The organism is Prevotella aff. ruminicola Tc2-24, assembly GCF_900110895.1.
Lineage (GTDB): Bacteria > Bacteroidota > Bacteroidia > Bacteroidales > Bacteroidaceae > Prevotella.
Genome location: NZ_FOIQ01000002.1, coordinates 445,774 through 462,030 on the forward strand (window position 1 = coordinate 445,774; position 16,257 = coordinate 462,030).

General features: G+C 44.9%; 13 protein-coding genes. 10 read left to right on the forward strand and 3 right to left on the reverse strand.

Going from position 1 to position 16,257, the window contains the following annotated elements:
• Positions 1-9: 9 nt before the first annotated feature.
• The 3 genes from BMY63_RS06110 to BMY63_RS06120 form a co-directional block, all read right to left on the reverse strand.
• Entirely contained in the window at positions 10-1,749 is a 1,740-nt protein-coding gene (locus BMY63_RS06110) for a RagB/SusD family nutrient uptake outer membrane protein (protein WP_177178391.1), read from the reverse strand.
• Between the two features lie 12 nt (positions 1,750-1,761).
• The gene (locus BMY63_RS06115; protein WP_256218956.1) at positions 1,762-4,983 is read right to left on the reverse strand and encodes a SusC/RagA family TonB-linked outer membrane protein; all 3,222 of its coding nucleotides are present in this window, start codon (positions 4,981-4,983) and stop codon (positions 1,762-1,764) included.
• Between the two features lie 255 nt (positions 4,984-5,238).
• A complete protein-coding gene (locus BMY63_RS06120; protein ID WP_091915379.1) occupies positions 5,239-6,048 on the reverse strand; it encodes a GNAT family N-acetyltransferase in 810 nt (269 codons plus the stop codon).
• A 289-nt stretch (positions 6,049-6,337) separates the two neighbouring features.
• Between BMY63_RS06120 and BMY63_RS06125 the strand changes: the two genes are divergently transcribed.
• From BMY63_RS06125 to BMY63_RS06175, 10 genes are all read left to right on the forward strand, one after another.
• Positions 6,338-8,080 carry a tetratricopeptide repeat protein gene (locus BMY63_RS06125; RefSeq protein WP_143065737.1) on the forward strand — a complete coding sequence of 581 codons (1,743 nt, stop codon included), beginning with the start codon at positions 6,338-6,340 and terminating at the stop codon, positions 8,078-8,080.
• 557 nt (positions 8,081-8,637) lie between these two features.
• Positions 8,638-9,564: a hypothetical protein gene (locus BMY63_RS06130; protein WP_091915383.1), complete on the forward strand. Its 927-nt coding sequence runs from the start codon at positions 8,638-8,640 to the stop codon at positions 9,562-9,564.
• Positions 9,565-9,697: 133 nt separating this feature from the next.
• On the forward strand, positions 9,698-10,084 hold the full coding sequence (locus tag BMY63_RS06135) for a hypothetical protein (protein WP_143065738.1): 387 nt from the start codon (positions 9,698-9,700) through the stop codon (positions 10,082-10,084).
• A 65-nt stretch (positions 10,085-10,149) separates the two neighbouring features.
• Positions 10,150-11,184, forward strand: a complete 1,035-nt coding sequence (locus BMY63_RS06140; protein ID WP_091900142.1) for a thiol-activated cytolysin family protein — start codon at positions 10,150-10,152, stop codon at positions 11,182-11,184.
• A gap of 13 nt (positions 11,185-11,197) precedes the next feature.
• On the forward strand, positions 11,198-12,685 hold the full coding sequence (locus BMY63_RS06145) for a thiol-activated cytolysin family protein (protein ID WP_091915387.1): 1,488 nt from the start codon (positions 11,198-11,200) through the stop codon (positions 12,683-12,685).
• Between the two features lie 69 nt (positions 12,686-12,754).
• The gene (locus BMY63_RS06150) at positions 12,755-13,210 is read left to right on the forward strand and encodes a hypothetical protein (protein ID WP_143065739.1); all 456 of its coding nucleotides are present in this window, start codon (positions 12,755-12,757) and stop codon (positions 13,208-13,210) included.
• Between the two features lie 38 nt (positions 13,211-13,248).
• On the forward strand, positions 13,249-13,794 hold the full coding sequence (locus tag BMY63_RS06155) for a hypothetical protein (protein ID WP_091915391.1): 546 nt from the start codon (positions 13,249-13,251) through the stop codon (positions 13,792-13,794).
• Between the two features lie 60 nt (positions 13,795-13,854).
• On the forward strand, positions 13,855-14,586 hold the full coding sequence (locus BMY63_RS06160) for a hypothetical protein (RefSeq protein WP_143065740.1): 732 nt from the start codon (positions 13,855-13,857) through the stop codon (positions 14,584-14,586).
• A 222-nt stretch (positions 14,587-14,808) separates the two neighbouring features.
• Positions 14,809-15,690: a hypothetical protein gene (locus BMY63_RS06170; protein ID WP_091915397.1), complete on the forward strand. Its 882-nt coding sequence runs from the start codon at positions 14,809-14,811 to the stop codon at positions 15,688-15,690.
• 28 nt (positions 15,691-15,718) lie between these two features.
• The gene (locus tag BMY63_RS06175; protein ID WP_091915399.1) at positions 15,719-15,991 is read left to right on the forward strand and encodes a hypothetical protein; all 273 of its coding nucleotides are present in this window, start codon (positions 15,719-15,721) and stop codon (positions 15,989-15,991) included.
• Positions 15,992-16,257: the final 266 nt, after the last annotated feature.

Consider the following 16,257-nt stretch of genomic DNA (forward strand, 5'->3'; position numbering starts at 1 on the left):
TTTAATATCTTACTTGAAATACGGAAGGTCGCCTTTCGCCCAAGTTGTGTTATTATCCCAACCGGGGTTCTGCTCAACAACACCTTCTGTCAGAGTAACCTCACATTCGGGAATCTTGAAGAAACCACCACCGGTGGCTCTGTATCGCTCCATGAAGTCGTTGGTGAAGGCATACTCACCTTCGACACCCTGGTTCAGGATGTGGTTGCCCACCTGGTTCTTTACCTTCTCCTCTACATCACCCCAGCGACGTAGGTCGTTCCAGCGTAGAGCCTCGAAGCAGAGTTCGTAACGGCGCTCCTTCTTCAGGTTGGCTAACGTGTAGGGGATGTCGGGCAACTTAGCACGCTCGCGAACGGCATTCAGACCGTTCTTTCCGTTATAGATTACCTTACCATCGGTGAGCTCTGCATGCATCAGGAGCACGTCGGCAAAGCGGAGCCAAACGAGCGACTGGGTAAGACCCGTCTGACGGTTATCGGCACTGCCGTAGAAATAACCGTAGCTCAGCATGCGCTTACCAGTTTCATGATCATAGGCCTCACAACCGATATACTTCTTTGCCAGCAGGTTGGTGTTCTCCACCTCCTTGGCCTTGTCTCCCTTGTAGTTCGGTATCTCGACGGCACGGTCGCAGATAGAACCTATACGACGGTAGTCGCCAGCATAGTCGGGATCGGCAGCCCAGTCGGTCCACAACTTCTCACAGACAGGACCGTTTGAGTAACCCTGCACGGAGAAGGGGAAAGCATCGGCTGTGGTCTTACGCAAACCGTAGAATTCCACGATACGGTTGTGACGCAGTTGTTCATCGGCACTCCATCCCTCTTTATTTGACATCTTCACAGCAAACATATTCTCAATGTTCTCGTCGGTTTCCCAATTGAGGTTATTGTCGATATCGTACTGATAGTCCTTGGCGGTATAGGGGTTGGTGTATGGCCAGAGGTTACGCTGGTCGGACACAAGAGCGTAGCCGCTGTTCTGGATGCAGTCCTCCAGCCAGGTGACAACCTGTGCCTTGCCGATGCTTCCACCCTCGGTGAGTGGTAGTTCAGACTTGCCATAGAAGCCGGTATAGAACAACCAAACACGAGCCATCATACCCTCGGCAGTCCATCTTGAGGCATGACCATCTCCAAACAATGGATACTTCACGGCAGGACCATAATCGATGGCTTTCTTCAGGTCGGAAGCAATCTGTGCATACACTTCATCAGGAGTAGCTCTTGGATTGACCACAGGTTCCGTCGTAATCTTTATGGGAACACCATTGAAGACCTGCGCCAGATTGAAGAAGTACCAAGCGCGAAGGAAATAAATCTCACAAAGCAGCTGATCCTTTTTGCTTTCACTACTCCAGTTAGTAATCCTGTCAATGTTCTCAAGTGCGAAATTGGCACGGTGGATACCTCTATAGCGCTCTTTCCAGAGAGGCTCCATCCAGTCGATATAGGCATTCATCAGGCGGTCAACACCTTGAGCACCAATGTTACTCTGGCTACCGCCACCCAGACGGTCGTCTGAGGCGATGTCGAAGATGAAGAAAGGGTCTTCTTCAGGATCGGCTAGGTTGCGGTTCATGACCGCATAGATGCTTGCAACCATCTGGTTGGCATCAGCCTCGTCGACAGGGAAGTTTGCGGAGTTTTTCGCCTTGAGATTCTCGATATCCAAGAAACTCTCACAACTTCCAAGTAGCATCACGCATAATGCGGATACCATATAGAATATAATGTTCTTTTTCATATTGCTCATGAATTAAAAGTTGACGTTAATACCCACCTGCCATGATTTAGCTGCGGGATAATAGCCGTTGTCAATTCCAGAAGCCCAGCTGGTTCCGTTGCCGAAACCGACCTCGGGATCCATGCCAGAATACTTGGTGAAGGTAATCATGTTGCTGGCAGATACATAAAGACGTAATTTCTGAACAGGGATAGACTTGAACAGACGCTTGAAGTCATAGCCAAGTGATAAGCGTGAGATCTTGAAGAAGTCAGCATCCTCAACCCATACGGGTGAGATCTCCGACATATTGACGTTCTTACCGTCGGAGAAGCGCGGATAGCGGTTGGTGCTGCCCTCGCCTGTCCAGTACTTGGTGTACACGTCAGTGCAATAGTTGTCGTCGGGATGGTCAGAGAACTGACGATAGCTCTTGGCAATCTGCTGTCCGAAGGAGCCGTAACCATTGAGGCCCAAGTCGAAACCCTTGTAAGCAACATTAATACTGAGTCCTACGGTATAGTCGGGGTTCGGGTCACCGATCATCGTCTTGTCGGAATCGTCCTTGTCGATCTTTCCGTTTCTGTTGACATCGACGAACTTCACATCACCAGGCTGCAACGATGCTCCCTGTAGTGAGTTGGCTTTATCACCCCCACAGTGCTTGTCCAGATAGTTCTGCAGATCCTGTTCGTTCTGGATGATACCATCCATCTGATAGCCCCAGAAGTAACCCACGGGGTAGCCAACCTGCAGACGGTATAGTTCGGCGGTATTCTGTGCGATGGCATTGTTCTCACCATGGATGATACCCTCGGAATTGGCCAGACGGGTCACCTCGTTCTTGTTGTGCGAGAAGTTGGCAGAAATGTTGTAACTGAAATCCTTACCAATCTTGTCGTTCCAGGAAACCACAATCTCATAACCCTTATTCTCAACGTCTCCGCCATTTATGAAGGGAGGCTCCGCACCATTTGTTCCGGGGCCTGGTGCGTCTATGAGCCAGTCTTTTGTCATCTTCTTGTATAGATCGAACGACACGTTCAACCGGCTGTTCAGGAAACGAGCATCAAAGCCAATGTTTAGCTGTTCAGAAGTTTCCCATGTTACATCAGGATTAGGGATGATTGCTGGATAGGAACCAACGGTGGGGGTGTTTTTGTTGTTGAAATAATAGGGGTCATCCAGATTGATGATAGTAACGAACTGATACTTTTTGATATTGCAGTTACCGTTCTGTCCCCAGCCTCCACGGATCTTGAAGAAATCAAGCCATGACTTTGAGAACTCCATGAACTTCTCGTTGCTCATCACCCAACCTGCCGATACAGAGGGGAAGTATCCCCAGCGGTGTCCGGGACCAAAGTTAGACGATCCGTCAGCACGAAGAATTAATGAAAGAAGATAGGTTTCGTCATAGTTATAGTTCACACGGCCGAAGAAAGAAGCCAGTGATGCTTGGTCTGCTGGCTCACCATTAATCTCTGTGTCAGCGGGATCAACGATATTAGCATGCATGATATAGGCATGCTCGAAAGAGCCGGGGAAGAGTGAATTCTTGTTCTGAACTCTGACACTATTGCCGTCGTAACCGATTCTTTCTGCTGACTGTCCGAGGAGCACATCCAGATTATGTTTTTTGAACGATTTCACCCAATTGATAGTGTTCTCCAACACCCAGTCTGTTGTGTACGACTGTCCTTGAGTCACCTCGTCTTTGACTTCCGATTTCTTGGAGCTGAGCTCATAGACCGGTACATATTTGCGATTTTCGGAATGACGGTATTTCCATCCGAAACTGCTGCGGAATGTGATTCCTTTGATGGGCGCGAACTCCAGATAGAAGTTCGATAAGAGGTTGTAGCGTTTAGTATAGCTGTTACCGCTGTCATACTTCATGGCAGCAAGGGGGTTCGCCATCTCTGCGCTGAAGTCCCAGCCGTCGGCCACAATGTCCTTCTGCTCGTAGAATCCGCCCTCGTCGTTATAGGCAGGCAGCAGTGGCGACATGGCCAGAATGTTACGGATATTGTTGCTGTAAAGGCCACCGATAGCAACGCCCTTCTTGTTGCTGGTAGAGAACGTGATGTTCTCACCAACCTTCAGAATGTCGCGTCCCTTCTTCCTGATCAGCGAATAGTCAGAGTTAAGACGGACGGTTGTACGGCTATATTTCGGAGTAGCAGGCCATCCGATGGTTCCTGTCTGCTGGAAATTGCTGAATCCGAGAGCGAAGCGTGACACTTCGGTACCGCCTGTGATGTTCAGTGCAGCATTATGCATGGGCGCATCGTGCACGGTGGTCTCCTCGAGCCAGTTGGTACCGTTCCAGGTGCCGTTCATGATACGTTCGTATTGTTTTGGGATCAGTGTGGCCCAGTCGTAGGTGGTAATACCTGCAATCTGGTAGGCCTTATCATTGATCTCCATATACTGTTTGGCATTCAGCGGTGTAATACCATTGGTATTCGGGTTCTGCCAAGCCATGTAGCCGTCGAAGCTTACCTGTACGCGACTGCCAGCCTGACCTTTCTTGGTGGTTACCAGAATAACACCATTGGCACCACGTGTACCATAGATAGCGCAGGAGGCGGCATCCTTCAGAACGTCGATACTCTCGATATCGTTGGGCGAGAGGTTCTCGATCGTGGCATTGGGAACACCGTCTACAACTATCAGAGGGTTAGAATCACCGTTAGTACCGATACCGCGGATGGTAATCTTATAGCCTTCGCCTGGCTGGCCGGAATTCTGTACGATGTTCATACCTGGGGCCTGACTCTGCAGGGCGCCATAGACATCCACAGCATTCGTGGCTGCGATATTCTCGGCATCGACATGGAGCGTGGAACCAGTCACCAGTTTCTTGCGCTGTGTACCGTAACCCACTACCACGACATCATCCAGAAGTTCTGAATCCTCGTTCAGCGTAATTGTCATGTCTCCTGCTACAGCTTTTACGGTAACGGTCTTGTAGCCGATGTAGGAGATCTTCAGACTTGCGCCACTGGCAACAGAGAGTGTGAACGAACCGTCGACTCCCGTAAGGGTGCCATTCTTTGGGTTGCCCACTTCAACGACAGTAGCCCCGAGTACCGGCTCATTGCTGGTATCAAGGACAACACCTTTCACCTGTATGGCAGCCTTCGCTTGCTGAAGGACCGCCTCACCGGCCATGACGGGTGTCGTGGCTGCAGAGCCAAACACGACCATACCGGCACAGATGACGGAAAGGAATTTTGATGAATTTAGCATAATAGTAATAATAAAGTTTTAATATAAATAAAGTAAAACACTGTTACTTCTTTCTCTCTCTCTTGTTGCATCCCTGCAACATATCGTCAACAATATGGATAGGGTTTATAATTTTTAATTTTTAGTTATTCGTCGGCAAAGATACAATATAATTCCTTAAAACCAAACAATTTGTGGTAATTTTTTATCTTACTCCTAAAAAAAGGCGCCTCTACAATACCTCTATACGGACCGCTATCCGTATATACATCTGAATTATACACGTGGTTTCCTAATCAGCACAAAGTCGTTCATGTTTTCTCTCGAGAAACCATAGTGTTCATAGCGCTTGATGGCATTATCGTTGTCGGCGATTACCCACAGAATCTGACGTTTGGATTCAGCACCAGACAGAAGAGCTGTCCTTAGCAGACCTGCTCCGACACCTTGATTACGGAAGTCGGGCGATGTGTACCAATAGCGGAGATACCAAGTCACCCCCGATAGTTCGAAGATTAGGAATCCGCACAGTCTTTTCTGGTCTTTAATCACCAGCAGCTGTCTGCGCTCGGCATAGTCCTCGATCTCCTGAAGCGATGGCAACTGCTCTGCCAAAGGGTCAAAGTCTTTCTGTAGGGCCTCAGATACCAGCAGGGCATCGCTTTTTCCGCCGTATCTTACTCTTGGATCCTCCATCCAGTCGACGGCAGCCATCCTACCGATATGGGTCATCCTGTAGAGGTGCTTGTATACTTCGAATCCTGCCTGTGCAAAGGTCTCCCTTTCCTGACTGCCGTCGCCTCTGCATACGACATCAGCTACCTGAGGTGATGCTATTGGCAGCGACCGAAGCGCTTCTGCCACTGCCGTAAGACTAGTGGCTATATAAAATATGTTGGCAAACTGCTCTTGGCGGTGAACCATCAGGATGCAGTCGTCGTATGATTCATATTCGAGGCTTCCCTCTACCAGCCAATAAGGATGTTTGTTGTCATCCCAATAGAAATTAGTGACAAAGCCTTTTCTCAGCAGGCGTATCTCTCGTACAAAGTCCTGAGTCTGCTCGTATGATACAACTTGATGCATGATTGTAATCTTAGATGATTGCCGACTGCAAAGGTAATGCTTTCTTTCGAAACAGACATCAAAAAACAGAGGAGTGTGACAGGATTGTTGTTAACAATTACTAATTTTATGCGGATGTAACGTAAGATTAACTTCTATGGGAATAGTGCTTCTCTGGAGAAACTGAATGAAAAGTTACCGCTCTTTCGGAAAAAAAGAAGAAAGATTCTTTGTTTTTTGCTTGTTTATTTGTATCTTCGCAGACGAATTATCATCAACTATAAACTAACCAAATCGTGAAGAAGATAAGATGAGAAAGGTGCCGTTCTATATTGTTCTGATGCTGTTGCTGCTCTGTGGCTGCAAGGGTGAAAGAATGTATTCGCGGCTCATGGAGATCCGTACGATAGCCATTGATCACCCAGACTCTGCTCTGACTCTGCTTGACAGCCTCAAACCACAGATGGCCGAATGGCCCAAGAGCGACAGGATGCGCTATGAGCTCGTCAGGATGATGACAGAGAACATAGCTGGTGTTGTTTTTAAATCCGATTCACTGGTCAATATCCTTGCCGACTATTATAAAGACGGTTCTTCCAATGACCGAATGCTTGTCCATTATTTGCAAGGCAGAGTTTATCTTCACATGGGTGAATCGCCTCAGGCGATTCAGTACTTTTACAAAGCTATCGAGCAGGCCGACACGACGAGTCAAGAATGTGACTTTGATGTGCTGGAGAGAGTATATAACAATATGAGACAATTATTCCATCGACAGAATCTCCCGCAAGATGAGATATGGGCTTGTCGACAATTGACTCGTTGTGCCCAAAGAGCAGGCGATTTATATACGGCTACTTGGGCACAAGTTAATATGGTGAGGCCCTATTGGTTACTGGGTGAAAAAGACCGCGTTTTGCGGACAATTCAAGATGGTTATCAGCGTTTTCGACAACTCGGATATCCTGAAGAAGCTGCATATTACTTTAAAACGGCCGCCTATATCTATGTGGAACGGAACGAATTTGATAAGGCACGGAAGGCGCTGGAGATCTTTGAAAAGGAATGGGGTTGTTTTAATGCGGATGGAGAGATTAAAAAGGGGGAAGAACACTATTATGTCATAAAGGGCCATTATTACCTTGCCATCAATGAGAACGATTCGGCGGTTGCCTGTTTCCGGAAGGCTATCAGGGGTAAATATAGAGACGAGTGTTATATGGGCATGGCAGAGATATATCGTCGTAAGAGGAACATCGATTCTGCTGTCTATTACTCCAAATTGAACGATGAGGCGCAGATTTCCAAAAGCAATGAAATGCGGACAGACGTCATTCGTCAGATGGGTGCTCTTTACAATTACAACCGAATTCAGAAAATGGCCGAGCAAGAGGCCGAAAAATCAAGGACTGCAAGAGTAAGGATTAGACGCCTTAGCTGCTTCACGCTGATGGTTATAGGCTCTTTTCTTTTCTTTTTTGTTCGCTATCAGAAACGGAAACAGAAGAGAATACAGATGTTAGACGAGGCTCTGAAGGCTACGGAGATTGAGCGCAGGAACGTACAGGAAGAGTTGAGCAAACTCAAGGCAAAGGACTTTGACAACCTGATCCGTGAGAAGGAACAGAAGGTCAAGGAGTTGTCGCAGACTATAGAAGGCTTGCAGAGCGAAGGGGCTATGCCTGTGGTTGTAAACAGCATAGAGCATTTTTCAAGCAGCAAGGTTGCTGTCCTTTTTGCTAAGAAAGCCAACGATAAGTTGTCGAAATCCGTTCCCACGGAGGCCGAATGGAGAATGCTGATTTCCCAATTTGGCAAGGATATGCCTGCCGCCTTTGGAATCATGGGGAATGGCGAGAATCTTTCGCCACAGGAACTCCGTGTTTGTATCCTTTTGCTCCTTGGCTATCCGGAAAAAACAATAGCATCATTGTTGGCTACTTCCTCCCAGGTGGTGACAACATCAAAGGCCAGGGTGAACAAAAAGCTTTTCGGAAATGAAGAGGCAAAAACGCTCAAAAAGAACCTAATTTCGGCTCTAAAACACGTTTGATTTATTTTTGTTTTAAAAAATTTGTAATCCCGGTGAAAATCAGCTACTTGCGATTCTGATTTTGACCAATTTCTCCTTGTTATGACTTAAAAAACCTTGATTTTTGTTTGGTGGATCTTGTCTTTTGTTATACTTTTGGCGGCAGAATACAACAATCGTAAACTAAAGAGAAGATAGAGATGAAAAAAATCCTTTTGTTATGTTGTCTGATATTGACAACGCTTACGGCTTCTTCCGGTGTGATGGATAGAGACGAGATGGCACCCTCTAATCCTCCTTCTATTGATCCCACTAACGGAGATAATAGTGGAGGAAAATTCGATCCTTCCAGGATGCCAATCATAAGTATTGAAAGGAACGTGGTTTATTTTCATTCCTCATATGGAGTGTGTACCCTTCGGTTATTGAATTTAGAGGGTGAAACAGAATTCTCGGCCCGCGTCCCTGTGGGCTGTACCCGTGTCCTTATACCGTCATACCTCTTAGGTGAATATGAACTACAGATTATCAGCGGCGGCCTCTGTTGGAAATGGCCAATCGCCTTGTAAAGCACAATCATGAAAAGTTTCCAGATATTGTTGTTGGTCATGGTGGCATTAGCTTTCTCCTCTTGTGTTCGGGATGAGCACCAAGAGGAGAAGGCATCGCCACTGGTGAATATGAACTCCGCAGAGGTGTTGATGGATTTCGTCGATAGTGATGGTCATAACATGTTAGAGAGCGGCAGTGATGATTTCCGTATTATGCTGGATAACGATAGCGTGTTGAAGCCTGCCATTGTACAGAAAGACGGTATGAAGTATTTAGGTTTCAAGCCGGTGATCACAGAGGATATTTGTGAGAAAGAGAACGCTTATGCGTTGAATGCCTTCTCAAAAGTATATTGGAAAGACAAGGTCGTGGCCGAGATCGAGAGTTCGTTCAGGCTCGACTCCGTCTGTTCCGTTGCAGGCGCCAGTACGCTTTATTATACGAATGTGTGGAACAAAGCCTTCCATCGTCCGATCGACACGCCTGTCCGTGTACTGATAGGAGAGAGCGGCTCGTATAGAGAAGAAGGTCAGGCGAAGTTCTGTGTGGTGTATAATTTCCCTTCGGTGGGAGTGCTGCCCACGTATAGCGTCGACTACCAGATGAATATCTGGGGCTTTGAAGGTCAGGCAGTGAAGCCCATTCAGAAGGCGATAGTCATGACAGGCAATCCCGATGGAACACAGCAGGTGATGCTTGCCATAGAGGGAAGAGTACATAACTATTATGATATGGATGGTCGCCTGCAGACTCCCAACAGGCTTACCTATGAGATGACCAGTCAGCAGTTATACGATAACAACGAGAGCCACCTTCTTGGGATTACCAATTCTGGTGACTGTTACAGCAACAAGATTCTGGAATGCAGTCTTGACGGGCGTTCGCTCAGTCTGGATTCAGTCGTGGCCAAGAACTCCTTTGGCGGTGAATACATTAATCTTACAATAGAGTGACAGAGAACATTAATCTTACAATAAGCATGCAGAGAACATTAATCTTACAATAACAAACATTAGTCTTACAATAAGTTTAAAAAGGACATTTGTCTTACAATAAGTGAAATAGAAAACTAAAAGAATGAAAATTATGAAAAAGCTTGTATATTTATTGTTTATGAGTTTCTTATTGCTTATGTCATCATGTGACAAAGATGATGATACTGTAGTATCAGGAGAAAGCCTGGCGCAAACAACCTGGAAGGCGACTTATACATTCTATAATTCTTTTGAGAATTCAGAGTACGTATACCATTACGTTTTACAGTTTTCAACAGAATCAAGTGGGACCTATGCAGATCAGGATGATGCTCATGCTTCTTTAAAAAATTTTGGATATAGTATAGATAAAAAGATTATGAATTTCCGCGGATTCTATTCTGGTGACTGGACCATTATGGATGTAAGTGAGGGAAGGATAACCCTTCAGGGATATTTCCCAGAAAGATGTGTTCTTCTCTTGGAGAAACTGTATTAATTAGATCCTCAATAAGAAGCTGTCATTGGTGGACAGTTCTGATATTATATTAAAAAACTAAAATTATGAAAAGAAAAGACTTTTCAATGCCTCTGATTATGGGGGTTGCAATCATGTTCTTTATCTCTTCTTGCTCAAAGGAAGAGATAGATCTCGGTGTACGTAATTCAGACAACGGTTGTGCACAGACTCAAGTCAAGAGCGAATGGGAGTGGGACGAGTCCTATCATCCCAATGCCGGCACCCGCTCGGTCAACGAAAGCTACGAGTTTGTACCCGTTGGCATCAAGAATGTGTACACAGGCATGATTCTTAAAGGTGAAGAGTTGAACAAAGGAAAGATGGTTCCCATTACGGAGAAGGCCGACCCCTTAGGTCTGGTATTCACCGTTCCGAGTTTCTATATTGGTTGGCTTCAGCAGCCGAACTACACGAGCTATATGAGGGAGTTCCGGAATGCGCTGCAGGACGAGGACTTCAGCGGACAGCAGATCGAGGAGTTTGAGTACGACCTGAAGCAGTTCTCCAAGTACAGTGAGATGAAGTTGGCATTCGGCGCGAATGTCGATATCTGCTCTATCCTGAAGATTAGCGGCAGCGTTGAGTCGAACAACATCAAGTACAAGACCGGCCTCTTCGCACGTGTCTGCCAGAAGAACTTCGACGCCGTTATCGACTATCCCGACGATGGTAATATCTTCAGCAACAATGCCAAGCTCTCGACGTATCCTAACGCTGCGTATATCAACAGCATCACCTACGGTAGAATGGCCATCATCTCTATCGAGAGCGATTCGTCGTACAGTTCTGTGAAGTCGGCGTTCAAGGTTGCCCTGAACCTGAAGAAGGTCAATGGCGAGGTTTCGATGGATGCCCAGGCGAAGAAGATCCTTCAGGAGGCCGACATCAAGATCTGGATCCGAGGCGGTAATGGCGCCGATGTCGTTAAGACTATCGCCGGCTTCGACGAGTTTGCTAACTTCATCGTCAATGGTGGAACATTCTCGAAGGATGTGCCAGGACAGCCGATCTTCTGTACGGCCAACCGTGCTGACGACAATTCCGCCTTTGCCGTGCAATTTGATACAGACAAGAAATAAATAAGAAACAGCCATGCGACCCTATACATACATCCCTGCCCTGGTATTACTCATCTCTCTCTCAAGCTGTACCAACGAGACCGACTGCTTCGTGGAGACAAACGAGACTCCGTTACATCACCCTGAAGACCACGTTGTGTTGATTAACACGAGCCGGAATCCATATAATCTGGTGAATAAGGATTCAGCTTTGTTTAGTGGTGTTATGGGGCGCTGGAGCCTCACCCGATCGTCAGATGATTATTTTACGGTCGAGAAAGATGTCTCCACAAACGAGACAGTGGTCTTGCCGGAGTATCAGCCTCATGTGTGGTTGGGGAATGTGTTGTATAGGAGTTCCGTGGCCGACTGCACGTACCGGCCTGTGCCAGGGCCAAAGAAGCCGGTAACGGCATCTCTGACCCTGCCGGGAACGGACGCGTGTGTCATCAGCAATCCCTCTTATTCCAGGTTTGCTTCATATATCAAGCAACAGATCCCGAAGGCATCGTTCAAGCAGAATGACGAGTTTCTCTTCTCCATTGAGCAGTTTACATCGTACAACGAGCTCAAGTCGGCCTTCGGCAGCAATGCGAACACCAGTTTCCTGTTCTGGGGCTCCTCCACGTCAAGCAGTGGCACCGAGCACCATATCAACAAGGCGACAGGCATCTACCTGAAGTTCTGGCAGAGCAGCTTCACCGCGATCATGGACACGCCCGACATCCCCTATGCCAGTGTATCACCGGCCCTCCTAGACTCCGCTGTCTATATCAACGCCATCACCTACGGCCGTTTCGGTCTGCTCACGCTCGAGACCAATGCGGAGGCCAACTATGCGAAGACCATGATTCAGGAGTCGTTCCATACGCTCTTCACCAAGGGCAGCTCTTATATGACCAGCGAGCAGCGTAGCTTCCTCAACGGCTGCGATTTCAAGGTCTATCTCATCGGTGGCAGTGGGACCACCGCCGTACAGAGCTTTAACGGTTTCGCCGGCTTTGTCGATCATATCGTCAAAGGCCAGTTCTCTCGTGAGCAGCCGGGTATTCCCATCTTCTGCTCGTTCGCCAATGTGGCCGACAATTCTCTGGCCAAGATCAAGTTCAAGTACAATATCCGTCGCGAGCCGCTATATGTCGAGATTCTCGACGAGTATGTGTATAGGGCGTATTCCCCCAGCCATACCTACTCGATGAAGTTCTACGCCAATCAGGCCAAGGTGCCCACGATTGCGCATCCCAGCATCAAGTTCAGGTTTAGGTTCGACGTCACATACGATTACTCGCCCCGATCAATTTTTAAGGACAGAGACACCACTTATGTCCGTGAGTATTCGAATGCTGGTTATGGTACATCTATGCCCTTATTCTCGTTTAATCCATATCTTGCCCGTACGATTACACATCCAGCAGGCAGGGGGGAAACGGAGACCGATATCATCTGGGAGCGTTATACCGATGTGACGCTACTCGACAGTCCCGACTACAGACTGATGGGCATCACGAAGGTTTCGAAATGAATAAAACAATTATCAACTATAAACCGAGAGTCACAACACAGGGGGCTCGTCCCCTTGTGCTGTGATGATATGTTAGAGAAAAAAAGAAGAGACTCGATGAAATACGGCAAGCAAAAAAGAACGGCGGTGGTGATTGTGGCAGTGGTTGTCATGATTCTGTGCATTGCGGCTTTTAAGATGCCGTACCCTTTCACTATTGAGGCCGACGGCATTATCGTTAACAACAACCTCCCTGGTCGCGAGAATTACGCGATTTGTATGCTTGTGCCTTACCGCTATAAGGAATTCCTGCAGGGAGAGAGGCCCGTTGTTGCCACTTTTGAGGGGCGCGATGACGTCAGCATCAACAGCAGCATTGTGAGTGTCTCACATCAGATTGTGAAGAAGAGCAACGAGAACTTCTTCGAGGTATATGTCCAGTTGGCCGACATGGAAGTAGACTATTATGACCTGTATCCAGGAATGAAAGTTCACGTAGTCATCTCCGTCGACGATACATCTATCATCCGCCGCATTGCAACCTGACGAAAGATGAAAAGCAATAATAGTATGAGGAAAAAACCATGCGTGCTAAAATAAAGCAGAGAATAATAAACTCTCTTATAGGTATATTTGCTATATCATTAATCTCATGCAACTATGATAATGATAAAAAGATAATATACATGCAATTGCTGCCGAACCACTCGGTTGAAAAAGAAGATGTTAGTGGCAAGACATGGATATCAGATAATGATAGGTATTATCTGACATTTAACGAAAACGGGACATGTGTTATTACGAACTTCCCAAGAAACTTGTCTTATGAAGAATCGTATTACGATATGGAAGACAGAAATGATACTACCCGTATCACCTTATATGGCAGATGGTATATTAATTATAATACTAATGACTCTAAGGAGGTTTTTATTGATTATGATATAGAACCCGACAGGAAACTAAAGTATGAAAAATATGGTGAATTAGGTACAAGACTATTATCCATAGGTATGAAATATAACCCTTTCGGGGGAGAAAACAAATACATACCGTATTTCGAAACGATGGACGATAAAGAAGAAATATATTTCCATACATATAGTGTTGTTGGCAATAAACAGGAATAAAGAACGTACAACGGCGCCTTCAATTTCAATGACGGTGTATAAACGATATTTAAAAACGAAATGAGAACAGCGAGCATATTGTTATTACTGTTTCTTTGTGAACTTCTTAATGCTCAGTCTTTTTCTGTGACTGATAATTTGTTGTTGTCAGAAATAACAAAAAGAGAGTTTAAAAAGAATTACAGACAATCAAAAGAGTCATGTTGTAAATTCATAGATGGGAAAGAGCAATCTCCGCAAATGGATTTCCTAATCGATTCATGTGATATTAAGAAACGAATAAGTAAACAAAGGGGAGAGGATTATTCCAAGTGTGAAGAGTTTAGTTGGGGATATTATGAACTTGATAAAAATGTTTCCAAATATGCTTTTATGGTAATTATTGATCAACCAATAAATCCAATTGCTTATCTGATTGATAAAAATATGCAGATGGATTCCGTTGTAATACAAGGAGATGGATTATTAACGAAAAGTAATGTGTATTTTACAGAACAACTGTTTGACAGCGATGAAACGGTTCATTTGAATTGGTATTTAATAACAGATAATCAAGTGAAACATATAGCAGAACTTGAAGATAGGGCATTTAGATATCGTAACGTATCTGATTCGAAGCTCCCCAGTTGCTTTGCTGACGATAAGGGTAATTATTATTGTGCCGTTGAAAACAAACAGACTCAAAAAAGATCCTATTATAAGATAAGGATTGAAGATCGAGGATGCCGTGAACGATCCGACGTACAACGGCGCCTTCAACTTCAACGACGGTGTGAGCCAGGCTGGCTTTAGAAAGTCGGAGTCGTGGATAGATAAAAATAGCTATTTGAATATGTATGCTGGAGATAAATCAACTGCATGGAAAACCTCTCAAAGATTTGTGCAACAAAGAATAAAAGCTCCTAGGTTTTACATGTATCATACTCCTACTCAAACTTTGGTGAATTACGATAAAAATAGAATAAAGTCAAGAAAAAAAAGTGGGAAATGGGAAATTGCAGTTCTAGAAATAAAGTGATTATTATTAGTTTGATATTGATTCTCCTTATTGGATGTAAGGAGGCCAAAGAGTCGTATCCTTGTTCTAATGGAGTAGAAACAGTTCTTTCCGATTACATAGGCAGGCATCCAAAAGATAGTATTTTGTTCTTGCAATTCTATAAGGTAGAAAATCGGACGTTCTTGAATGTCCAACATTATTCTTTTTATCCCTCTATAGAGCTTGTAGATGGTGGATTCTTCTACAAGGATAAACTTGTAACATTTTGTTTACTTGATAAACGCATTATGAGTGATAGCTTGATTTATCCGGCATTAGCGAGTGATAAGACTATCCTAAATTATTATAAATCTTGGGATGAAGCTAATGTTGAGTATGATGGAAATCCGGACAGTGAAACATATCTTGTTAAATCACGGGACAAAATTGTTAAAGCAAAAGAGATAGACTTTGAATTTAAAGAAAAGGTTTCTGATACCACCGGTATCAGGAATAGAGAGTTAAACGATATAATAAATAAGCGACTCAACAATCATTATGTAACAATAACGGCTATTCGCTTTGCAAGTTTTGAATATAATGACTATTTTATGGTAAGCGAAGCCAACGTTTATACAAGAAAGAATTTAAGTGGTTGCTTAAGAAGAAATGGACGTATAATCACGTTTTATGGTGTTGAGAATCTTAATAATAAAGAATTAGTGAATAAGATGTTGATACAAAAGAGTCTCTCGTTGTTGGATAACTACAAAGAACTATCAAACGATTGGTTCAATAGGGAATCAGGTGAAGGAGACATTTATAAGATTTTGCCACGAGGAAATGTTGAAAAGGTCTCTATTGACGAATTGTCTGAGACGGAATGCTCCTTACTATATGAAGCGTTGGGACTATAATAATTATATTAAACGGTAATGCGGTAACATGATATATGAGAATAACGTATTGAAGCAGATCCTGATTGATGGCGGCTATATCACCTTCAACGGCAGTACGCCCGTATACCATTATTATCTGCAGGACCATCAGGGTAACAACCGTGTGGTGTGCAATGCCTCTGGCACGGTTGAGCAGGTGAACCACTACTATCCCTTCGGTGCTCTGTACGGTCAGAGCACGAACGGTGACTTGGAATATATTTGTCAACTCCCAGAAGGGCATTATGAAGTGCAGAATGGACAAATTGTAAGAAAATGAAAAGAATATCGCTAATTTTATTAGTATTATTTATAGTAGTCGTGCATATTCACCTTAATATGTTCACAGTAGAGAATGTCGCGAATCCTTCATTTTGGGTCGCTCTTGTATTAGAAAGTCCACCGTTTGATGGAGGAGGGTGGAGAATACTAAGTGATATATTGATTTTGGGTATTCTATGTATAGTGACAACTTTTTTTGCTGCACTAATTCTGAAGTGGAAAAAATACAAAGTCTGGCTCTTGTCGTATATCATATGTGGTTTA